At 62.2% G+C, this 20,928-nt stretch carries 16 protein-coding genes; 6 read left to right on the forward strand and 10 right to left on the reverse strand.

The window, feature by feature from the left end; all coding sequences use genetic code 11:
• Positions 1-183: 183 nt before the first annotated feature.
• Positions 184-1,062 carry a protein kinase family protein gene (locus tag EI290_RS02230; protein ID WP_125426290.1) on the reverse strand — a complete coding sequence of 293 codons (879 nt, stop codon included), beginning with the start codon at positions 1,060-1,062 and terminating at the stop codon, positions 184-186.
• Positions 1,063-1,298: 236 nt separating this feature from the next.
• Between EI290_RS02230 and EI290_RS02235 the strand changes: the two genes are divergently transcribed.
• On the forward strand, positions 1,299-1,853 hold the full coding sequence (locus tag EI290_RS02235; protein ID WP_125426292.1) for a dihydrofolate reductase family protein: 555 nt from the start codon (positions 1,299-1,301) through the stop codon (positions 1,851-1,853).
• A gap of 102 nt (positions 1,854-1,955) precedes the next feature.
• On the opposite strand, the gene EI290_RS02240 is transcribed toward EI290_RS02235, so the two are convergent.
• The 4 genes from EI290_RS02240 to EI290_RS02255 form a co-directional block, all read right to left on the reverse strand.
• Complete coding sequence (locus EI290_RS02240; RefSeq protein ID WP_125426294.1) at positions 1,956-2,636, reverse strand: phosphatidylserine decarboxylase family protein; 681 nt, start codon at positions 2,634-2,636, stop codon at positions 1,956-1,958.
• A gap of 256 nt (positions 2,637-2,892) precedes the next feature.
• Positions 2,893-4,182, reverse strand: a complete 1,290-nt coding sequence (locus tag EI290_RS02245; protein ID WP_125426296.1) for a Glu/Leu/Phe/Val family dehydrogenase — start codon at positions 4,180-4,182, stop codon at positions 2,893-2,895.
• Between the two features lie 318 nt (positions 4,183-4,500).
• Positions 4,501-5,442 (reverse strand): phosphatidate cytidylyltransferase, encoded by a 942-nt coding sequence (locus tag EI290_RS02250; RefSeq protein ID WP_125426298.1) that lies wholly within the window; start codon positions 5,440-5,442, stop codon positions 4,501-4,503.
• A 52-nt stretch (positions 5,443-5,494) separates the two neighbouring features.
• A complete protein-coding gene (locus EI290_RS02255; RefSeq protein ID WP_125426300.1) occupies positions 5,495-6,520 on the reverse strand; it encodes a CPBP family intramembrane glutamic endopeptidase in 1,026 nt (341 codons plus the stop codon).
• Positions 6,521-6,710: 190 nt separating this feature from the next.
• Between EI290_RS02255 and dusB the strand changes: the two genes are divergently transcribed.
• Together dusB and EI290_RS02265 are read left to right on the forward strand one after the other, a co-directional pair.
• Positions 6,711-7,700, forward strand: coding sequence for a tRNA dihydrouridine synthase DusB (dusB, locus tag EI290_RS02260; protein ID WP_125426302.1), 990 nt, complete (start codon positions 6,711-6,713; stop codon positions 7,698-7,700).
• Between the two features lie 157 nt (positions 7,701-7,857).
• Positions 7,858-8,820 carry a DMT family transporter gene (locus tag EI290_RS02265; protein ID WP_125426304.1) on the forward strand — a complete coding sequence of 321 codons (963 nt, stop codon included), beginning with the start codon at positions 7,858-7,860 and terminating at the stop codon, positions 8,818-8,820.
• A gap of 10 nt (positions 8,821-8,830) precedes the next feature.
• Here the strand turns inward: EI290_RS02265 and EI290_RS02270 are convergent, their stop codons facing one another.
• The 5 genes from EI290_RS02270 to EI290_RS02290 form a co-directional block, all read right to left on the reverse strand.
• Positions 8,831-9,418, reverse strand: coding sequence for a hypothetical protein (locus tag EI290_RS02270; RefSeq protein WP_125426306.1), 588 nt, complete (start codon positions 9,416-9,418; stop codon positions 8,831-8,833).
• Between the two features lie 118 nt (positions 9,419-9,536).
• Positions 9,537-10,499 (reverse strand): lipid A deacylase LpxR family protein, encoded by a 963-nt coding sequence (locus tag EI290_RS02275; RefSeq protein ID WP_125426308.1) that lies wholly within the window; start codon positions 10,497-10,499, stop codon positions 9,537-9,539.
• A 58-nt stretch (positions 10,500-10,557) separates the two neighbouring features.
• The gene (locus EI290_RS02280; protein ID WP_125426310.1) at positions 10,558-11,124 is read right to left on the reverse strand and encodes a hypothetical protein; all 567 of its coding nucleotides are present in this window, start codon (positions 11,122-11,124) and stop codon (positions 10,558-10,560) included.
• Between the two features lie 171 nt (positions 11,125-11,295).
• Positions 11,296-16,155 (reverse strand): DUF3320 domain-containing protein, encoded by a 4,860-nt coding sequence (locus EI290_RS02285; RefSeq protein WP_125426312.1) that lies wholly within the window; start codon positions 16,153-16,155, stop codon positions 11,296-11,298.
• A gap of 138 nt (positions 16,156-16,293) precedes the next feature.
• Complete coding sequence (locus EI290_RS02290; protein ID WP_246008824.1) at positions 16,294-18,048, reverse strand: amino acid permease; 1,755 nt, start codon at positions 18,046-18,048, stop codon at positions 16,294-16,296.
• Between the two features lie 558 nt (positions 18,049-18,606).
• Between EI290_RS02290 and EI290_RS02295 the strand changes: the two genes are divergently transcribed.
• From EI290_RS02295 to EI290_RS02305, 3 genes are all read left to right on the forward strand, one after another.
• The gene (locus tag EI290_RS02295) at positions 18,607-19,302 is read left to right on the forward strand and encodes a carboxypeptidase-like regulatory domain-containing protein (protein WP_125426314.1); all 696 of its coding nucleotides are present in this window, start codon (positions 18,607-18,609) and stop codon (positions 19,300-19,302) included.
• Between the two features lie 78 nt (positions 19,303-19,380).
• A complete protein-coding gene (locus EI290_RS02300) occupies positions 19,381-20,091 on the forward strand; it encodes a carboxypeptidase-like regulatory domain-containing protein (protein WP_125426316.1) in 711 nt (236 codons plus the stop codon).
• Positions 20,092-20,200: 109 nt separating this feature from the next.
• Complete coding sequence (locus tag EI290_RS02305; RefSeq protein ID WP_185816809.1) at positions 20,201-20,917, forward strand: carboxypeptidase-like regulatory domain-containing protein; 717 nt, start codon at positions 20,201-20,203, stop codon at positions 20,915-20,917.
• Positions 20,918-20,928 lie beyond the last annotated feature (11 nt).

The following is a 20,928-nucleotide window of genomic DNA, read 5'->3' on the forward strand; positions in this document are numbered from 1 at the left end:
AGCAGAGCCGGAACATCTCGCGTGCTGAGGTACTGTCATTCCGAGCGGAGCCGAGGAATCTCGCGTGCTGACGTCTAAGTACCATCGCAACGTCAGCACGCGAGATTCCTCGGCTCCGCTCGGAATGACGTGCTATTACAGTCCGCCAGATTCCTCCTGCCATCGGAAGGACAATGCCCCGACTCATACGTCCAGCGGGTGAAACTGGCGCTTGCCGAAGAGGTGCCCGAGCAGTTGGCGGTAGTCGCGCAGGGTGTGGTAGGCGTTCTGGTGGGGCGTGAGCAGGAAGTCAATGAGGCGGGCATCCACTGTTTTTTTCAGCTTCACGCCGTGGCCCGAGGGGTCGCCGAGCAGGTACAGGGCCACCCGCTGGGCCAGGCTCACGTCCACGTAGGCCGTGGCCTGCTTCTGAGCAAAAACCGAGGGCGGGTACCAGTTCAGATACCGCCCCGACACCGTGCGTAGCGGCCCGTTCAGGGGCGTGAGGTGGTAGAACGACAGGCACACGATGCCGTGCGTATCGGGCACCAGGGCCAGGGCCTCGGGGTTGAGGCCGGCGTGGCACAGGCCCACCTGGTGCAGCCAGGCCGTCAGTTCCAGCACCCGGCTCAGCACCCAGCCCACATGCTCAGGCGCGAGGGTAAGGCCGGTCAGGGGCAGCAGGTAGTCGGGGCCGCTGAGGCGCAGGGCCGCGCCCTCCCACTCCAGACTGGCCGGCAGGTAGCGCTGGAAGTTGCGGGCGGCGGCATCGGAGAAGGCCATCAGCTGCTGGTAGTTGCGGTAGGACTGCCGGAGCTGATCAGCCTCGCCCTCCAGCCGGAACGTGCGCTCATCGAGGCGGCGCAGCGTGCCGGCGTCGTCGTCCAGCACGTCGAGGGCCTTGAGCTGGTCGGCGTATCCGTTGAGGCGGGCTACGGCATCGGCGGCCCCGGGCAGGGCGCACACATCAGGGTGCAGGAGCTTAAGGTAGGCCAGGTATTGCTGCCGGTAGCGGCGGCGACTGAACACATCCTCGGGGCAGTTGGCCCGGGCAACGGTAGCAAGCAGCGTGGCAGCATCCATGCCCCAATAGTAGGCATTATCGGGGTATTTGCGCAGGCAAAAGATGTTGTATTTTACGGCTGCTTAGCCCACCTGACTACCAGGTCCTTGCAAGCCCACTACCCAACTGTTTCCGCTTTTTTTACCCCGCCCGATAATCTGCCGTTGCCCGGGCACCGTATGCGGGGCAGCACCAGTTACGGGGCGCAATCTGTACCGTTCTTTTCCCACCCACAACCATTTTTCCCACCCCCTTCATGCGTAAAGTTGTCCTCTACATTGCCACCAGCCTCGATGGCTTCATTGCCTCCCCCGACGGCTCGGTGGAGTGGCTGCCCACGCCCCCACCCGGCGAGGATTACGGCTATGCTGATTTTTTGACCACTGCCGATGCCACCCTGCTGGGCCGGGCTACCTACGAGCAGATTACCACCTTTGGTGAGTGGCCCTACCCCACGCTCACTAATTATGTGTTCACGCGCCGCCCTCCCTACGAGGCCGCTCATCCTTCCGTGCAATTCGTTACCGACGACCCTACCCGCTTCGTACGGGAGTTGCGCCAGCAGCCCGGCGGTACTATCTGGCTGATTGGGGGCAGCACGCTGGCCTCCCCGCTGCTGGCTGAGGGGCTGGTAGATGAGCTGATGCTGTTTGTGGTGCCCCGCCTGATTGGAGCCGGCATTCCGCTCTGGCGCCACCAGGACCATGCTCAGCCCCTACACCTACTGCGTACCCAAACCTGGCCCGACGGCATGGCCCTGCTGCACTACCGCCTGTCGGAAGTTCCGGAAATGGCAAAAGCAGTAAGCTAACCCCCGAATATTCCTGTAACGCCAACGGCCGCTCCAGATACTGGAGCGGCCGTTGGCATTTTCCCGTAAGAATGAAGCTGTGAAATCTGCGGGAATCAGTGCTTAGAAGAGGCTGGGGGCAGTGGTTTTGAGCTGGGCAATAACCGTTTGCCCACCTTTTACCTTCTCCCCAATCTGCACCTTTACTTCGGTGTCCACGGGCACGAAAATATCTACGCGGGAACCGAACTTGATGAAGCCGAACTCCTCGCCCTGGCTTACCTCGTCGCCCTCGTTCACGTACCACACAATGCGACGGGCCATGGCCCCGGCAATCTGGCGGAAAAGCACAAAGGGCCCAGCTTCTGACTCCACCACTACTGTAGTACGCTCGTTTTTGGTGCTGCTTTTAGGGTGCCAGGCCACCAGGTAGTTGCCGGGGTGGTACTTGAAATAGCGCACAATCCCCGAAATAGGGTTGCGGGTGATGTGCACATTAATCGGCGACATGAAGATGCTGATCTGCTTGCGCTGGTCGTCAAAGTATTCCGGCTCATGCACATTTTCGATTACCACTACTTTCCCATCGGCCGGGGCAATTACCAGGTCCTCGTGCGTGAAGAGGCGACGGGCCGGACTCCGGAAAAACTGCAGCAGCGTCAGGAATACGATAACCGAAATACCGGCAAACACCTTATTAACGCCCCCATTTTCGGCGTTGTAGCGAAATAGCAGCAGATTGGCAGCCAGCAGGGCTAGCAGGGTAAAGAACAGAATACGTCGCCCTTCTTTGTGGATCTTCATGAATCGCAGATTTGCGCTGAGTACGTTGATTTTGCTGATTCAGACGACTTTGCGGAGACAAAATAGCCGCTCGCCCCTTGGGTAGCTTACGAATCAACCTAGACAAAGATAGCCCGAGCCACCGGCCCGGGCTATCCAGAAGCAAATATACGCAGCGGCGGCTACATAGGCCAACGCAGCACGTTACTACTCCGCCCTTGCCCGGTTTCACCAAGAAGATCAGCGAAATTAGTGCCGTCAGCGGTAATCTGTGATTTTAGAAGCCCCCGCGGAACTTGTAGGTCTGGGCGACTTTGTCGATGGCCACCACGTAGGCGGCAATGCGCATGGGAATGTTGTACTTCTGGCTGGTGGCGTACACCTTCTCGAAGGCGTCGTTCATAATCCGGTCGGCGCGCTCGGTTACCATTTCCTCGCTCCACTTGAAGCCCTGGCGGTTCTGTACCCACTCAAAGTAGGATACCGTAACCCCGCCCGAATTGGCCAGGATATCGGGCACCACCATAATGCCTTTTTCATTGATGATGGGGTCGGCGGAGGCCGAGGTGGGGCCATTGGCGCCCTCCACAATCAGCTTGGCTTTGATATCGTGGGCGTTGTGCTCGGTGATGACGTCCTCCACGGCGGCGGGCACCAGCAGGTCCACGTCGGCGGTCAGCAGGTCGTCGGCGTTGTCCATAAGGGTGGCGCCGGTGAAACCATCGAGGCGGCCGCTGTGGGCGTTTTTGTAGGCCACGGCTTCATCAATGTTGATGCCGTTCTCGTTCCAGTACGCCCCCGACACATCGGATACGCACTTGATTTTTACGCCCTGCTCACTCAGCAGCTTAGCAGCCCAGGAGCCCACGTTGCCGAAGCCCTGCACGGCCGCCGAAGCCTGCCGGGGGTCCATGCCCAGCTTTTTCATGGCAGCCAGCGCCGATACCATTACGCCGCGGCCGGTGGCCTCGGTGCGGCCCAGAGAGCCGCCCATTACCAAGGGTTTGCCGGTTACCACGGCGGGCGAGGTGGCACCTACCGTCTTGCTGAATTCGTCCATCAGCCAGGCCATTTCGCGGGGACCGGTGCCCATGTCAGGAGCCGGAATGTCCCGGTCGGGGCCGAACACATCCTTCATGGCCAGGGTATAGCCCCGGGTGAGGCGCTCAATTTCGCCGGCGCTCATTTTAGTTGGCTCGCAGATGATACCGCCTTTGGCTCCGCCATAGGGAATATCCACCACGGCACACTTCCAGGTCATCCAGGCGGCCAGGGCCTTCACCTCGTCGAGGTGCACATTTTTATCGTAGCGGATACCGCCTTTGCTGGGGCCCAGAATGGTGTTGTGCACCACGCGGTAGCCTTCAAACACGCGCACTTTGCCATTGTCCATCGTCACGGGAATGTGCACGATGATCTGTTTGTCGGGGGCTTTGAGTACGTCGTAGGTTTCTTCATCGAGGCCGAGGATTTCGGTGGCCACGTTGAAGCGCGACATCATCGATTCCAGGGGATTCTCGGCATCCACGCGGGGAGCCGGCTCTTTGTACACCGTGGTGGCAGCCATACGGAGGTGGGGTTGGGGTGGGTGAGAAATGACTACGGCAACCAGGATGGTGGGCAACCAGGCCGCGCGCGGATTTTTTGGGTGGCCAAAGGTAAGCGGTTTACGCCAACCGTGAGGAAATCTGCGGCTGGCGCACTGCCCACTGGCTGGGGCTACTCAACAGCTTAGCAAACACCGTACGAAAAATCAGGAGTGTTCGTATTTTCTTTCCCGAATTCCTGCCAATCTTCATAGTTTGCCGGGGGCCGCAAAGCATAAAAAAAACGGGCCACTCCGTTTTGAAGCAGCCCGGTGCAGAAGCAGTTAGCCTGAAAAGGCCTAGCCAAAGAGTAGCTCCAGCAGCGCCAGTACCGGCAGAATAAACAGGAAGGCATCGAACCGGTCGAGCAGGCCGCCGTGCCCGGGCATGATACGGCCGGAGTCCTTCACGCCCACACTACGCTTGAGCATGGATTCGGCCAGGTCGCCCAGCGGCCCAAACACGGCCACTGCTCCAGCTGCCACCAGGCGGTAGGTAAGCGAGAGTTCGGGCAGCAAATAGCCCAGCGCCCAGCCCATACCCAGGGTGAGCAGAAACCCGCCAATGGCACCTTCCCAGGTTTTACCGGGCGAGATTTTGGGCGCCAGTTTGTGCTTACCAAAGGTTTTACCCGCCGCATAAGCCCCAATATCCGACGACCACACCAGCAGCAGCAGCGCGAAGATGCGGCGGTAGTCGTAGCCGGTTTCGGTGAAGGCCACCACGCTCAGCAGGCTCATGGGCAGGCTCACGTACAGCAGGCCCAGCAGGGCCACGCCTACGTTGGCAAACGGCGAGAAATTCTGCCGCTCCCGGGGCCAAGCCGCCATTTCCCGCAAAATAAGAATGACCGGCAGCAGCAACAGAATGCCCATCAGGATGATGCCGGCCGAGCGGGCATCACCCACAATAATATGCAGGCCCTGACCAATAGAATCCACCGTATTGTTCACTACGACCACGCCCAGCACGCCGGCAAAAATGAGCGCGCTGATGGCTCCGCCTAGTATAGCGGCCGGCTTGTAGCCTACTTCGCGCATCATGCGGTAGAACTCCCAGAGCATCCGCATCTGCACGGCCCCGAAAAACAGGGCAAACGTCCAGGCGCTGTACCACACGCTGCCTAGCAGCAGGGCGGCCCCAATCAACCCGAAGATAATGCGTTGAGACAGGTTGGACATGCCGGGCTTGTCGGCGGGTGGTTCGGTGGTAGCGGGCGTGGGGGCGGGAGAGGTAGTCAAGGGAAAGTAAGCAGAGAAAATACGGGGAGAGAAACCAGGTGGACTGTGGCCGTTAGTCGGCTTTGGTGGCGTCCACACCGTCGTGGCTGAGGGTGCGAGCGGCCGGCGGTACCAGCGCCGGCCGGCTTACGGCCACGCCGTGGCTGCCCAGCGTGTGCATTTCGGTGGGGAGGGCATCGGCCTGGGGGGCACTCATGCGGCGGTGCAGGTACCAAAGCCCCACAGTGCACACTGCCATGGACAGCAGCACCCAATACCAGGGCAATGCCTCCGTGGAATCGGGGTCGAAACCCGACGACGACCAGTCGCGCTGCTGCAGGTACAGCAACAGCAGCTGAAACCCGTTCTGAGCGAAGTGGGCCGCTATAGGCACCAGAATATTACGGCTCCACTCGTAGAGGTAGCCCAGCCCCAGCCCCAGCACGAAGCGCGGCACAAAGCCCTGAAACTGCAGGTGAATGGCACTAAACACAATGGCGGCCAGCCAAATACCAACGTGGCGGCCAGCCCACTGCACCAGGTTGCGCTGCAGCACACCCCGAAAAAACAACTCCTCACTCACGGCCGGCACCACGGCCATTACCAGCACAGCCACCCCGAAACGTAGGGGCGAGGAGAAGTTGGTCAGGAATTTCAGGATGTCTTTGGCTTGCTGCTCCTTGGTCATGGCCCACTCCGGCAGACCCCAGCTGGCATTCCAAGCAATAAGCACCGACATGGCAGGCAAGCTTGCCACAATGAGTAAGCCAGCCAGCAGCGGCCAACCGGCTGGCACCGGGCGGCGGGGCATAAAATAATCGGCCAGCTTGTTGCCGGTAAGAGCGGCCAGGGCCAAGGCTGCGCCGCCCAGCCCCCCGAGCAACAGTACACCCTGGCTAAGCATAGATACGGCCCAGCCATTTGGGTAGTCGGCAGGGCGCTGGGTTACGTTGCCCATGTCTTGCATGCCCACCCCAAAAGCCAGGTAATTGAGCACCATTACCAGGAAACTGGCTACGCAAAAAGTGGCCAGTAGCAGCACTACCAACAGCCCCAGATTAGCTAATGGGTGTAATCGACTGGAAACGAAACCTTTCATGGGATGTTGGGGTCTTGGGAACTTCCGGGCAGCCTGGTCACCCTGAGGGGAGCGAAAGACCTTATCCCGTCAGGTTTACTGCCACGCATTGTCAGGCTACCGTAACAAGGTCTTTCGCTCAGGATGAAAGCATAGACGCTAAGTCCCTGATACAGTCGTAAATTTGCGCAAAATACTAGAATAGACTGCCGTGGTTCACATCCGTAACATTGCTCTGCCCGATTTTCCGCTTTTGCTTGCGCCCATGGAGGACGTGTCGGACCCGCCATTCCGGGCCGTGTGCAAGCAGGGCGGGGCCGATTTGATGTACACCGAGTTTATTTCCTCGGAAGGCCTGATCCGGGCCGCCGCCAAGAGCCGGCAGAAGCTCGACGTGTTCGACTACGAGCGGCCCATCGGCATCCAGCTGTTCGGCTCCGACGTGGAAACGATGGGCGAGTGTGCCCGCATCAGCACCGAGGCCGGCCCCGACCTCATCGACATTAACTACGGCTGCCCGGTGAAGCAAGTAGCCTGCCGGGGTGCCGGCGCGGCCCTGCTCCGCGACATTCCCAAGATGGTGGAAATGACGGCCGCCGTGGTGCGCAACACCCACCTGCCCGTCACCGTCAAAACCCGCCTGGGCTGGGACGACTCCACCAAGAACGTAGAGGATGTGGCCGAGCGGCTCCAGGATATTGGCATTGAAGCCCTCACGGTACACGGCCGCACCCGCGTGCAGATGTACAAGGGCGAGGCCGACTGGGAGCTGATTGGCCGCATCAAGAACAACCCGCGCATCAAAATCCCCATCTTCGGCAACGGCGACATTGACTCGCCCCAAAAGGCGGTAGAGTACAAAAACCGCTACGGTGTGGACGGCGTGATGATTGGCCGCGCCGCCATTGGCTACCCCTGGATTTTCCGGGAGGTGAAGCATTACGCCGCCACCGGTGAGCTGCTGCCGCCGCCCACCGTGGAGGAGCGGGTGCAAGCCTGCCGCATGCACTTCGAGAAAAGTCTGGAGTGGAAAGGTCTCCGCGCCGGCGTGTTTGAGATGCGCCGCCATTACGCCCAGTATTTCCGGGGCCTGGAAGGCGCCCGCCAGTGGCGCACCCGCCTCGTGGACAGCAACGACCCACTGGAAATCCACGCCATCATGGACGAAATTATTGCCGCCGAGCCGGTGCTGGTGGGGTAGCCTGCCAGCAGTTTCTCTGTTTTCTGTGAACGTCATTCCGAGCGAAGTCGAGGAATCTTGCGCGCTGATGGTGTTACCACTGTACCGTCAGCACGCGAGATTCCTTGGCTTCGCTCGGAATGACGTTCTGTAGTTTCTCTATCACCACCCCACCCACATGCCCATTGATACTCCTGCCCCGGCCGTTACGGCAGCCCCCGAGAATCCGCCCGTAGCGCCCTCGCCCCCGCACCGTGTGCCGGCTTCGGCCTGGGGGCTGCTGGTGTTGCTGGCTACCATCTGGAGCACGTCGTTTATTCTGATGAAGAAGGGGCTGGCCGTATTTTCGGCGGTGGAGCTGGGCGCAACGCGCGTAACGGTGGCGGCCCTAATTCTGCTGCCCTTTGCCCTGCGCCACGTGCGGCAAGTGGAGCGCAGCCGCTTCAAGTGGCTGCTGCTAAGCGGGGTTATTGGCACATTGTTGCCGGCTTTTCTGTTTGCCTATGCCGAAACCAAAATGGCCTCGGGATTAGCTGGAGTGCTCAACGCTCTCACCGTGGCCTTCACGCTGCTGATGGGGGCGCTGTTTTTCGGGCAGCGCATTACGGCGCTGCGGCTGGCGGGCATTGCGGTAGGGCTGTTGGGCACCGTGGTACTCATTGCCGTGGGTGGCAGCGGGGGCACGGCCACGCCCACCGGGGAGGGCAATGCCTGGTATGGCCTCTACATCGTGCTGGCAACTATGGGTTACGGCATCAGCATCAACATGATCAAGCACCACTTTCACGGTATTCCGGCGGTGGCCGTTACGGCGCTGCTGCTCCTGTTTATCGGGGGGCCGGCGCTGCTGTACCTGCTGCTGGGCACGGAATTCCTGTACAAGCTGCAGCACGTACCCGGCGCCTGGACGGCTTTCGGCTACATTGCCCTGCTGGCCACCATGAGCACAGCCGTGGCCATGGTGTTGTTCAACAAGCTCATTCAGCAGTCTACGGCGCTTTTTGCTTCTTCCAATACATACCTGGTACCCGTTATGGCCCTGGCCTGGGGCGTGCTCGATGGGGAAATCATCAACGGTTGGCACCTGCTGGGCATGGGTATCATCCTGCTCAGCGTGTTTATTATCAACCGGGCAAAGTAAGTTCGGGCTATTACTTAGCTGCTGGCTGTTGCACTTGCGCCGAGTTGAAGAACCGGAGCCGTTCCGCTTCTTTAAAGTCCCCGGTCTGACGGAGCGGCAGGAAGTGGAACTGGTACACCGTTCGGCCAACTATACAGCTGCGTACATATTTGATAACTACTGCACTATCAACAGTAAATGCTTTGTGCTTAACTGTTACCATATCTACTCCATCCTGCTCCGTTACCGACTGCTCTAACAGGTTTGGATACTCCCGCCCGAGCATCAGGGGAATCATTCGGTTGAGGTAGTAGCTTTTACGCTCCTCAAAGGTTGGAGGCAACACGGGTGCCTCTGCAGTTGGAATTCTGATAACTACATATACCGCGCTGGTATCTTCCAGTTTATACACCTGCGTGGCCTTCACCTGGGTATCCTGTTCACGCTGCGGATGCAGGGCCGACAGTACATCCGGGGCACTTAGTTTCTGGGGTTGCGCAGGTAGTTGTACGGTCACTTGCTCATCTACTTTCAGAGTTACCCATGGGGTTTCCGACACACTGGAGGTGCAACCGCCAACGAGCAGACACAGCATCGCCGCCCACATCTGGTTCAGCATAGATAAGCGAGTTTAAGCTGTAAGGATACGCCGCTTATTACGCTTGTCCAAAGCACAGCCATCAACGTACCCTCAGGCATTCTCGCTACCAGCCCCGGCTACCAGTACTGTACAGCGCTTAAAATGCCGCCAGCACCCCAAACTGCACCCATTTGTGTGTGCGGGCTCCGCTAAACTCCGGTGAAATCCACACGGCGGAAGCAGTCAGGCGCAGGCCCGCGTAGGCCAGACCCACGGTACCGGTGCCCCGGGCTACCGTGCGCCGCACCGCTGAAGCGGACAGGGTGTAGGGGTTGTCGGAGCGGAGCAGGCCGCCTTGCAGGGTGGCGTTGTAGCCCACTAGGCGGCCTTCGAGCTGAGCCTCGGTGTAGAGCTGTACGCGGCGCTGGCCTGGCTGCCGGCTCACGCCCAGGTTGCTGAAGTAGGGCTGCAGCAGGCCGGCCCGCAGCCGGGCGCCGGCCCCGGCATGGGTGTAGAGCGTGCCCAGGGAGGCATTTACGTCGCCAATCAGCTCGGCGGCGCGGCCCACGGCCAGCACCTGCTTCTCCAGCCGCGCCTCGTAGCCCAGCACCACGTCGTTGCGAATCTGGTAGTCCCAGCCCCGGGGGGTGGGTGCGCCCAGCCACTCGTGCAGGGTGGTCTGGAAGCCCTCGGCCCCGGCCGCCGGCCCCATAAATCCCACGTTCAGGGCGGTGGTCAGGCGGTAACGGCGCACCGGCTGGTTGGCCACCCGAAACAGATGGGCGTACCAGTACGAAGCGTACGGCCGGTCACCTACCCGAATGAAATCATCCTGAATGCGCAGGGGCGTAAACCCATCGTAGTGCAGCCGGACGCCGTGGTAAAGCACACTCCCGGCTGGCACCGGCCCCAGCAGGCGGTTTACCGGCGAGTGGCGCAGGGCCGGCAGCACCACGCCCCCGGTCATGCCCTGCGTAAAGTAGTAATCAGTCCGGAAAAAGGCGTCGTTGGCGAAGGTGTAGAACAGCAGCCGGTCGGGGCTGGTCTGGGCGCTATCCGGGCGCTGGGCGCGGGCAAAAACGGGTAGCAGCAGCAAAACAAGCGTAGCGGGAAGGCGCATTAAACAGGAGCTTTCCGCTACCTACGCAACCGGTAGCTTCGCGGCCTTCCGGGTACCGCTATCCGTGCACGTATGGCAATTCCCGGAACCGTTCCGGCAGGCTCAGGCGCTGCGGGTGCGCCAGCAGATACGTTTGCACGCGGCTCATCTCAACAGCATCGAGGATGGGCAGTTCGTGGAAGCCGGGTTGCCAGAAGTCGGCCTCGGGTGGGAGCTGGCCGCGCAACAGGCGGCGGGCCTGGACGGCGGTGCGCTGGTGCAGCAGCTCCACAGCTTTGTAGAGCGAAAGGCCGGAGCCGGCCGGCAGGTGCAGCACGGCGTGCAGATGGTTGGGCAGCAGCACAAAGCACGGCACTTGCAGCCCCTGCTCTTCCAGCATCAGCAGCTCGCCGGCCACCAGCTCGGCCAGCTTTTCCTTCGCCAGATAATCCGGCCCCACGGTGCGGGCGTCCAGCAGCGCATCGAAGCCGGCGAAGAACTGCTTTTCGGCCCGACGGTGCGCCTCCGGGGAGCCGGCGGCCTGGCGGGCGGCTATGTGTTGGGCGTGCAGCTCCCGGCCGGCCCGCATTGGGATGGAGCCGGCCAGGCGCAGGGTAAGCAGGATGGTTTCGCCGGGAGGCAGCATGGTAGATGGGGTTGGTCTTACATATCTGTCATCCTGAGCGAAGCGAAGGACCTTTTCACGTTTGTTCTGGCATCGGTTCCCGCAGAGGTCCACAGAGGGATGCGTGGAGGTACGCAGAGCGGTTCTAACTTAATAAGGTCCTTCGCTCCGCTCAGGATGACAGGATGAAAATCAACTGGCCGGCTTCAGCACCCCATTCACCTCCACTACCTCGCCGCTTGCCAACAAACCGGCCAGCACGGCGTCCAGCTGCTGGCGCATGTCGTCGGATAAGCGGCTGAAGCCGAGCAGGCGCACGGTGGGCAGGAACACGGCCTCGCGGGGAAGGGCAAAACTCTGCTCTACCACCGTGCGCAGGGCGCGGGCCAGCTCCTCGGGGGCCACGAAGAGGAGCTTGCGCGAAATAGCGGGCAGCTGACTTCGGTCACGCAGGGGCGGCTGCTGCATACTGATGTCCCACAGAAACTCGCCCTGCTGGCGCAAATGGCGCAGGTTGGCGGCCAGCAGGGCGGCGTCGCGGCCGGCTTTGCGCATGCGGGCTCCTACCTGCGTGGCCCCACTAGCCTGGCCCAGGCGGCGGGTGGCCTCATCCAGGTGGATCGGGCTTTCAATGCGGACGATGAGGGTAAGCCAATTGGCCAACTGGCCCAGGCTGTGCTGGTGCAATTCGCGGTGGCCCACGGCGGCCGGCAGCTGGGCCACCTGGTAGGGTTCGGCTAGCGTCTGGGTAGCTGCTGGCAGTTCTTCCCGCTCAATACCAGCCGTTTCCGCAGCGGCTTCTTCCGGTTCTTCCGGCTCGTCGGGGTCGTCCTGGACGGCGTGGCGGCGGGCTTCCTCGATGGCCTGCACGGCGCGCTCCGTTTCGCGCGCCGGGTCCCGGAACCAGTCGGTGCTCCAGATGCGGTGCAGGCGCCAGCCCACGGCCTCCAGCACCTGCTGGCGCAGCCGGTCCCGGTCCCGGGCCGAGCGGGCTGAGTGGTACATGGCTCCGTCGCACTCAATGCCCAGCACGTAGCGCCCGGGCTGGTCGGGGTCCACCACGGCCAAATCAATGTAAAAGCCCTGACTGCCGATTTGCGGGCGCACGACATAGCCCCGCGCCGTGAGGGCCCGGTGCACCGCCTCCTCGAAGGGCGACTCCATGGCGCGGCCGGTTTCCTCGTTCTGGTTGAGGCGGCCGTGCTGGGCGAAGCCCAGGAATGTTTTGAGGGCCGCCACGCCCTTGGCGCGGGTACGGCTCAGGTCCAGGTCGTCGGAAGTAAGGTTGGTGAAGACTTCGCAGCGTTGCCGGGCTCTGGTGATGAGTACATTGAGGCGCCGCTCCCCGCCTTCGCCGTTCAGCGGCCCGAAGCTCATGGTGAGGTAGCCGTCCTTGGTGCGTCCGTAGCCGATACTGATGAGGATGACGTCCCGCTCGTCGCCCTGCACGTTTTCCAGGTTTTTGATGAAGAACGGCTCGTGGGGGTGGCGGTTGAAAAACGACTCGGTTTCGGGGTGCTGGCGGCGCAGCTTTTCCAGCGCGTCCTGAATGGCCTGGCGCTGGGCCGTGCTGAAGGCCACCACGCCCAGCGTGAGGCGGGGCGTAGTGCGGGCGTGCTGCAGCACAGCCTCGGCCACGGCCTGCGCTTCCAATGGGTTGGTGCGCGTGGTGCCCCGCTCGTAGTAAGTTTCGGGCAGCTGATGGTACACCAGCCCCAGCTGGCCCTGCCCACCCGGACTGGGGAAAATCACCAGCTTATCCTCATAAAACAGGTGGTTGGAGGCCGCAATCAGCGACTGGTGCAGGCTGCGGTAGTGCCAGCGCAGCATCCGCTCGGGCATCTGCCGGGCCTTGCACAGCTCCAGAATACTCTGGATGTCAGCCGTTACGTTTTCCTCGTCGGCCTCCTCCCCTGCCCCGGTCAGGGAGTCGAAGAAGGAGGTGGGCGGCAGCTGCTTGGAGTCGCCGACTACCACCAGCTGCCGGCCCCGGGCAATGGCACCCAGCGCATCCACCGGCTTCACCTGCGAGGCCTCATCAAACACCACCAGATCAAACTCCACCGCCCCCGGCGGCAGGTAACCAGCCACCGACAGCGGCGACATCATAAACACCGGCTTAATGGCCTGAATAGCCCGCCCGGCTTCCTCCATCAGGCGGCGCAAAGGCTTGTGGCGGGCCTTTTTGGCAAACTCGTTTTTGAGGATGAGCATCTGCCCGCCGGCCTGCGGGTGGGGCAGCCCCTCGTGGTGCCGGCGCAGGGCTCGGATGCGGTTGTGGTACAATGAATCCTGGTCGGCCTGGCGGAAGCGGGCGGCCAGCTCCTCGTGGCTGGCCCGCTCGAACTGCCGCAGGGCCGGGTGCTGCTCGTAGGCTTGGCGCTGCAGGTATTCCAGCCACGTCTGGCGCACAGCGGCGGCCAGAAAGCGGGGAGCCGCCGGCCAGGTTTCCGCCAGCAGGAGCAGTTCCGGCAGCTGCTCCTGCTGCACGGAGGCCGCCACATTGTTCCACTCCGTCATCATGCGCAGGGCGGGCACATCGGCGGCCCAGGCGGCCAGGGTGTGCTGCTGGGTAGCAAAGGGCTGAAACTGCAGCCGCCCCTCCGGCCCGAAGCGGCGCGCTTCGTTGAGCTGCAGCGAATCCACTACGACCTGCAGGGCGGCGCGGTGCTGGGTAAGGCTGGTTTCAAGGGCGGATAACTGGGCGGCGAGGTTCTGTGGGTGGGTTACTTCACCCCCTGCCCCCCTCTCCGGGGAATAAGGGGAGCCAAATGATTGGCTGGTTTGTGCCTCTGCTTTCTGAGTTAAATACCCCAGCAGCTCCTTGGGCAGCTCGCCCCGGCTGATGCGCTGGTGGGTCAGGGTCAGATATTCCTGGGTTTTGGTTATGGCCGGCCAGTTGGAGCGCAGGCCCTGCCAAGCGGTGCCGAATAGGGAGCCGGCCCAGGCGTCAGCTTCGGTCAGGGTCTGACGGTGGCGGGTGGCTTCGTGGATGGCGTCGATGACGGGCAGCAGCTCGGCGGCATCTTTGGGCAAGGGGCCGCGCCACAGGCTTTGCAGGCGTTGGCGGGCGCGGCGGTAGTCACCGCTCAGGAAGTTCCACCATTTGTCGCCGTAGGAGAGCAACGCGGCGCGCTCCGGGAGCAGTTGCTGGTCCCAGGCTTCGGGCAACAGGATGGCGTCATACTGCTGATGCAGAGCCGTATAAGTTGCGCCGGCTTGCAGCAGTTCAGTCAGGCGAGTGGTGTGCTGCACCCACGCTGCATCGGCCACGGCAACACCGGCCAGCGGCGGAGCCAATTGGGCATGGCGGGCGGCGGGCAGAAGCTTTTCGGCAGCGGCACGGTCAGCGGGAGTAGTGAGCCCCAGGAGCGTAGCCAGGTTTTCGGCCTGGACCTGCACGGCCTGCACGGCCGCCAGGGCGGCGGGCAGCTGGCTGGTGAGGACGGCCTGGGCGGCGGGCAATAACACCGTCAGCTCACTGCCCCAGAACAGCAGCTGTTTGGGCGAACCGGTTTTCTGCAGGGTGGCCTGCAGGCGGGTGGCCTGGGCTTCGGCGCGGGCCGCATCGGCATCGGTCCAGGCAGCCAGGCCGGAGAAGGCAAGGCGGGGCAGCTCCACCGCGCCCCGCTCTTCGGCCAGGCGCAGCAGCTCGCCGGCCACCTGCTGGGCGGTACGGCGGCTGCGGCCGATGGGCGCATTCACGGCCAGGGCGTAGTCGTTGAGGGCCTGGCGGTAGCGGGGCAGCTGGGCTATCTGGTCTTCCACGCCGGCGGCCGAAGCGGGCCGGCCGAGGCTCAGGGTTTGGCGCAGCTCGTCGTGGAGGGCTTTTTTGTTGGCTTTGTGGCTGTGCAGCTCCAGGCAGGCCGCGCCCAGCCCCAGGGCGTCGAGGCGGCGCTTTACCACTTCCAGCGCGGCCATCTTTTCGGCCACGAACAGCACCTTCTTCCCCGCCCCTATGGCTTCGGCCAGCAGGTTGGCAATGGTCTGCGACTTGCCGGTACCGGGCGGGCCCTGCACCACCAGGTTGCGCCCTTCCTGCACCGCCAGCAGCGCCAGCAGCTGCGACGAGTCGGCATCCAGCACTTGGTGCAGCTCTGCGGCGGAGCTTTCGGTGTCCAGAAAAGCCGTGTCGCCCACCGTGGGGGCCGCGTCGCGGAAGCCGGTATCGGGGCCCAGCAGAGCCTCCATGGCGGGGTGGCCGAGCAGCGGATTGCCGGCAGGCCAGGTGGCGGGGTCCAGGTCGCGGTAGAGCAGGAACTTGCCGAAGGAGAAAAACCCCAGGGCCATGCTGTCGGGGGCTACCTGCCAGCGCGGGAAGCCGGCCACGGCGGCCGCTACGGCCCCGTAATAGTCGGCCAGGGGCATTTCTTCCTCCAGCAGCGGCAGCCCCAGGCCGAAGCCGGCTTTCAGCTTGGCCTGCAAACTCAGGTTGCTTTCAATTTCGGCCCCGGTGTAGCGCAGCTTAAACCGCTCGGCGGCAGTGCCGCGCTCCAGCAGCACCGGCACCAGCACCAGCGGGGCCTGCCGGGCCTCCCCGGCGCTGTCGGCCTCGTACCAGTTCAGCATCCCCAGAGCCAGGTACAGGATGTTCACGCCCTGCTCTTCCAGGCTGGTGCGGGCGGTGTAGTAGGTGTTCAGCAGGCGGCTTTCCAGCTTTCCGGGCAGCTCGGCGGTTTGCAGCTTGTTGTCGGTAGGGTCGGCGGCCAGCGCGGCGGCCGTGCTCAGCTGCGCGGGCGTTGCTACGGCGGGCACCGGCAGCCCCAGGGCCGAGGCTCGGCGGGCAGCCCGTTCGGGGTCCCCCTTCCAGCCAGCAGGCACGGGCTGGGCTGCTTCCGGCACGGGCGCAAATACCAGGGGCCGGGACTTCTGCACCAGCCGCTCCCACACGGCCTCCGCCTGCTCACCTACTACTTCCACTCCCCGCACTTTTGAGGGCCGGAAGTTGAGCAGCGGGTTGCGTAGGCCCAGATCCAGCAGCTCCTGGCGGGAAGCTTCGAGGCGGGTAGTAAGGGCGGCGGCAGCGGCGGATAAATCGGTAGTGGATTCCATGCTAGCGGAACAGAAAAGCGGGCCGGATGGGCTCCGGATCAAGTATAGGGCTACGCCTGCTGAGGCGCAAGCAAAAGCCCGGCACTCCGGCAGACTTACCGGGGTGCCGGGCCTTGCAGCAGCCGTAGTAGGAGGCTACTACGCTGCTTTCTTCAGCCCCAGCTTGCTGTGCTTATAGCCGTAGTTGAAGTATAAGGCCAGCCCGATAATCAGCCACCCAAAGAAGAGTAACCAGTTGTTGATGCCCAGCTGAGTCATTAGGTAGAGGTTGGTGAGCAGGCCCAGCACCGGTAGCAAACTCAGGCGCTTGCGGAACGACAGCCAAGCCAGGCCCAGGCAAAACCCAAAGAACACCAGCATCGGGATGTAGTGCCGCGCTTCCTCGTAGCCGCTGCCCAGGGCCGCGGTAAACTCCTTGATGCCCGCCTGGTTGTACACCGCCAGCAGCACCGCACCCACCAGCAGCACCAACGGCACCAGAAACTGCCCATTGATATAGGGTACCTTGAAGCGGGCGTCGCTCTGGCCGAGCGGATCAATGATGAGGATGCCCCCGCATACCAGGGCAAAGGCAAACAGCGTCCCGATGCTCGTCAGGTCAATTACCAGGTCCATGTTCAGCAGCATGGCCGGCACGCCCACGCAAAAGCCCGTTACAATAGTGCTGAACGAAGGTGTGTGGAACCTGGGGTGCACCCGGGAAAACACCGGGGGCAGCAGGCCGTCCCGGCTCATGGTCATCCAGATGCGGGGCTGGCCAATCTGGAACACCAGCAGCACCGAGGCCATGGCCAGCACCGCCGACACGGCCACCACGCCGCCCAGCCACTTTACGCCCACTTTGTTGAACACGTAGGCCAGGGGGTCGCCCACGGCCAGCTCCTTGTAGTTCACCATGCCGGTAAGCACCAGCGTGATAATCACGTAGAGTATGGTGCAGATGATGAGGGCGTAAATCATGGCCCGGGGCAGGTCGCGCTGGGGGTTCTTGCACTCCTCGGCCGTCGTCGAAATAGCATCGAAGCCGATGTAGGCAAAGAATACCGCCGACACTCCTTTCAGCACGCCCCCGATGCCGTTGGGGGCAAAGGGGCTCCAGTTTTCGGGCTGCACGTAGAACGCGCCCACCAGAATCACCACGGCTACTACCACCAGCTTCAGGGCTACCAGCAGGTTGCTGGCGTTCTTGCTTTCTTTGATACCCACGTACACCAGGGCCGTAATAGCCAGCGTGATAAGCCCGGCCGGCAGGTCCAGCACCAGCCGCAGGCCGCCGCCCAGCTCGGGGGCCGCGGCCCAGGCTTTGTAACCTTCCAGCTGCGCGGGTGAGGCCTCGGTGAGAGGTTTGCCGGCCTGCATCAGGGCCAGTACCTCGTTGTGGTATTTGTGGGCACTCTGCATGCCCATGGTCAGCCAGACGGGCAGGTCCAGCCCGACCCCGCTCAGCAGCCCGGTAAAGTAGTCTGACCACGAAATAGCCACTACGATATTGCCCACGGCGTACTCCATAATCAGGGCCCAGCCAATAATCCAGGCGGCCAGCTCCCCGAAAGAGGCGTAGGCATAGGTGTAGGCCGAGCCGCTTACGGGAATAGTAGCCGCAAACTGGGCGTAGCACAAGGCCGAGAAGGCACAGGCAATGGCTGTAAACACGAACAGCAGCGACACGGCCGGCCCCCCATCGTGGGAGGCATTGCCGATGGTGCTGAAAATGCCGGCCCCAATAACGGCGGCAATGCCCAGAGCCGTCAGGTCGCGGACGGTAAGGTGGCGGGCCAAACCGCCTCCGTGGCCGTGTCCGTCAGCATCGGCAGGTGGGTTGTGCAGAATGTCGTCAAGGCTCTTGCGGCGGAACAAGCCGGTGGAGCGGGCAGGGGGAATCTGAGTAGACAAGGTGTTGGGGAGGGGTTGAAAGAGGGGCAAAAGATACAGAATAATGCCGGGCGGCTGCACGTTACTCCCCCGGGGTCCTGGCTGTCAGCTGTCCTCCTGCTTTGTCCCGCTCCGTTTCCCTTCCTCAACCCTGCCCGCCCACCTGAACCGATGTGACGCCCGCGCCCGGTAGCCACCACTGCGTAGTCTGCACTTAGGTAGTGTCGGTTTCACGGCGTTTTTGGAAAAAGGAAGCCGGTAGGTATCGGTAGCGCCACCCGGGGCTATTGTGCGGTTGTGCAACCCGGACCCGATACTGGGCGGAGCCATCCTGGAGTCCGAGGAACATCACTCGCCAGCCGTTATGCCACATTTGCTGCACCTGGGCCCTCTGCCGCTCCGGCTGGCTACCATCAAGTTTGTGGCACCCGAAATCAGCGGCAGCCAGATAGAGAGCCTAACCTCACCGGTGTAGCCCCTAGCTCCCCAAAGCTGCGCCGCCTGCGTATCTTTCCCGCACCCCTGGGGGTTACGGGCTGCCGCCCTACCCCGGGGCCTGATTCAACAAACATCCTGCCCATGGCCTTCTCCGTCCCTACTCCCTGCTCCCAACCCTGGGCCGATATGACGCCTACCGCCGACGGCCGTTTCTGCGGCAGCTGCCAGCACGAAGTCGTGGATTTTTCGCGCCTGAGCGAAGCCGAAATAATGGCCTGGCTGGCGCAGCCCCGCACGGGGAGCATCTGCGGGTTTTTCCGGGCGGGGCAGTTTGCGCCGGTAGCGGCGGCACCCCGGCCGCGCTGGCAGCGGTGGATACTGGCGGCCGTGGCAGTGCTGGGGCTAAAACCGGCTGTGCTAACGGCCGAAGCCGCAACGCCCCCGCAGCCCGATCCTACTGGTGCTACCGAGCAGGCTGGCCGCTACGCTGCGCCCAAGGGTACTGTTACCATCCGGGGGCGGGTGCTCGACGATTCTACCGGCCTGGGAGTGGCGGGAGCAGAGGTTTTTATTGGTGACACCAACTACGGGGCCGTGACGGATGCGCAGGGCAACTTCAGCTTCACAATGCCGCAGAAATGGGCTCCGGTGCAAAAGAATCGGGTGCAGCTACGGGTGCAGGGTAGCCCGTTCGAGTTCAAACGGCAAACCGTGGCCGTAGCCGTTTCACCCGCACCCAGACCGCTTATCATCCGGCTGCAATCTGTGGAGGGTCGGGGAAATATCATGGGCAAAATCATGCGGCACGACCCGCCGCAGAAGCCGCCGTTGCGGTAACTACCTGTTTTTTCTCAGGGCCGCGTGTGGAATCCGGAGCGGTTCAGCATCAGACAGGCCGAACCTTACGCTGCTGTTATGCCTACCCGCCTCACCGTCTCCATTCCCGAGCCCTGCCACGAAAACTGGCAGGCCATGACGCCCGCCGCCCAGGGCCGCCACTGCGCCGCCTGCAGCCAGGTAGTCGTGGACTTTACCCGTATGACCGACGCCGAGGTGGTAGCCTACCTGAGCCGGCCCACCGGCCCGGGCTGCGGCCGGTTTCGGGCCGAGCAGTTGAGCCGCCCGCTGCGGGCTACGGCCGAAGCGCCAGCTTCACGCCGGTGGCTGGCCGCCGCGCTGGCTGTGTTAGGAGTTGGAGCAACCGTGCCGGCAGTGGCGCAAACCAAGCCGGCCGCGCCGGTGGAGCACCAGATTTTGATGGGTGTTCCACTAGTCCCGGAGGCGGTTGTAAAGCCCATACCTAGCATCCGGGGTCAGGTAACGGATGCGGCTACGGGCGAGGCGTTGCCCGGGGTGACGGTATTATTGCATGGCTTGCAAATTAGTGTAAGCACCCGCTCAGATGGCACTTTTGAGTTACTTCTTCCTACCTCTTTCACCCTAGGCCAAATAGTGGAATTTCATTCTATTGGGTTTGTAGCCGAAGAGCATAGTGTAGGCTCAGTGCTTGCGCAGAACGGTTCAGCCACCATACAGCTAAGCCCGGATGTAAAAGGTGGATTGAACTACTCTCCCATCTATTCTCCCAATGGCCTATGGCAACGGTTAATCAGCTTGTTCCGGTAAAAAGCAGCCGTTAGCTTTAACATGTATTCCCCTTCTATTGCCAGTTTCGATGCCGCGCCACGCTACTATCCTGCAAATTACCGAGCCCTGTCACGAAAACTGGGCGAATATGACGCCCGCCGCCCAGGGCCGCCACTGCGGCAGCTGCAACAAAACGGTGGTGGATTTTACTTCTCTGACCGATGCCGAAGTGGTAGCGTGGCTGGCCCGCCACAGTGGCCCCGTATGCGGCCGGCTGTGGGCAGGTCAGTTGGATAGGGCACTAATGCCAGCCGCCGTACCGGCGCCCCGGTGGCGCATGTGGCTGGCCGCCGGACTGGCCGTGCTGGGTGGGCGGCAGTTGCTGCCAGACGTGGCGGAAGCTCAAACTGTACAAGTTGTTCAGCGCGTTGCTTTCAACCGTATCAACGAGTCACCAGAACCGCATACTCCGCTGCACAGCATCACCATACAGGGGCGGGTTGTAGATAATAATACTGGTGAAGGCATTCCTTTTGCCTCCCTGGGCTTGCAGAGGACAGAAGTAGGTTGTCTTACGGATGAGCACGGATATTTTACCTGTGAAGTCCCGGCGAAACGGCTAAATAAATTCCCCACCGATACCCTTATTGCACTGGCTCTGGGATTCGAGCGGTACGAAATACCGCTTGATTTTGCCACGATACCGACTCTCATTAAACTTAACGTAATGATGCAGGCTAAACCACAGAGTGAAGCAGCAATTATGACGGGAATGATAGTTGTGCGAAAATCACCGAACACACCTGCCGATACTCTTTCGACCGGCTCACCTCAAGCGGACCGTAAGCGGCAAAAAAAGCGCTGACAACCACTGAA

The organism is Hymenobacter metallilatus (assembly GCF_003944705.1).
GTDB classification, from domain to species: domain Bacteria; phylum Bacteroidota; class Bacteroidia; order Cytophagales; family Hymenobacteraceae; genus Hymenobacter; species Hymenobacter metallilatus.

Excerpts from the sequence above, each read along its gene's own strand:
- EI290_RS02230 (WP_125426290.1), bottom strand. The coding sequence starts at position 1,062 with ATGGATGCTGCCACGCTGCTTGCTACCGTTGCCCGGGCCAACTGCCCC.
- EI290_RS02235 (WP_125426292.1), top strand. The coding sequence starts at position 1,299 with ATGCGTAAAGTTGTCCTCTACATTGCCACCAGCCTCGATGGCTTCATT.
- EI290_RS02240 (WP_125426294.1), bottom strand. The coding sequence starts at position 2,636 with ATGAAGATCCACAAAGAAGGGCGACGTATTCTGTTCTTTACCCTGCTA.
- EI290_RS02245 (WP_125426296.1), bottom strand. The coding sequence starts at position 4,182 with ATGGCTGCCACCACGGTGTACAAAGAGCCGGCTCCCCGCGTGGATGCC.
- EI290_RS02255 (WP_125426300.1), bottom strand. The coding sequence starts at position 6,520 with ATGAAAGGTTTCGTTTCCAGTCGATTACACCCATTAGCTAATCTGGGG.
- EI290_RS02265 (WP_125426304.1), top strand. The coding sequence starts at position 7,858 with ATGCCCATTGATACTCCTGCCCCGGCCGTTACGGCAGCCCCCGAGAAT.
- EI290_RS02270 (WP_125426306.1), bottom strand. The coding sequence starts at position 9,418 with ATGCTGAACCAGATGTGGGCGGCGATGCTGTGTCTGCTCGTTGGCGGT.
- EI290_RS02275 (WP_125426308.1), bottom strand. The coding sequence starts at position 10,499 with ATGCGCCTTCCCGCTACGCTTGTTTTGCTGCTGCTACCCGTTTTTGCC.
- EI290_RS02280 (WP_125426310.1), bottom strand. The coding sequence starts at position 11,124 with ATGCTGCCTCCCGGCGAAACCATCCTGCTTACCCTGCGCCTGGCCGGC.
- EI290_RS02285 (WP_125426312.1), bottom strand. The coding sequence starts at position 16,155 with ATGGAATCCACTACCGATTTATCCGCCGCTGCCGCCGCCCTTACTACC.
- EI290_RS02295 (WP_125426314.1), top strand. The coding sequence starts at position 18,607 with ATGGCCTTCTCCGTCCCTACTCCCTGCTCCCAACCCTGGGCCGATATG.
- EI290_RS02300 (WP_125426316.1), top strand. The coding sequence starts at position 19,381 with ATGCCTACCCGCCTCACCGTCTCCATTCCCGAGCCCTGCCACGAAAAC.
- EI290_RS02305 (WP_185816809.1), top strand. The coding sequence starts at position 20,201 with ATGACGCCCGCCGCCCAGGGCCGCCACTGCGGCAGCTGCAACAAAACG.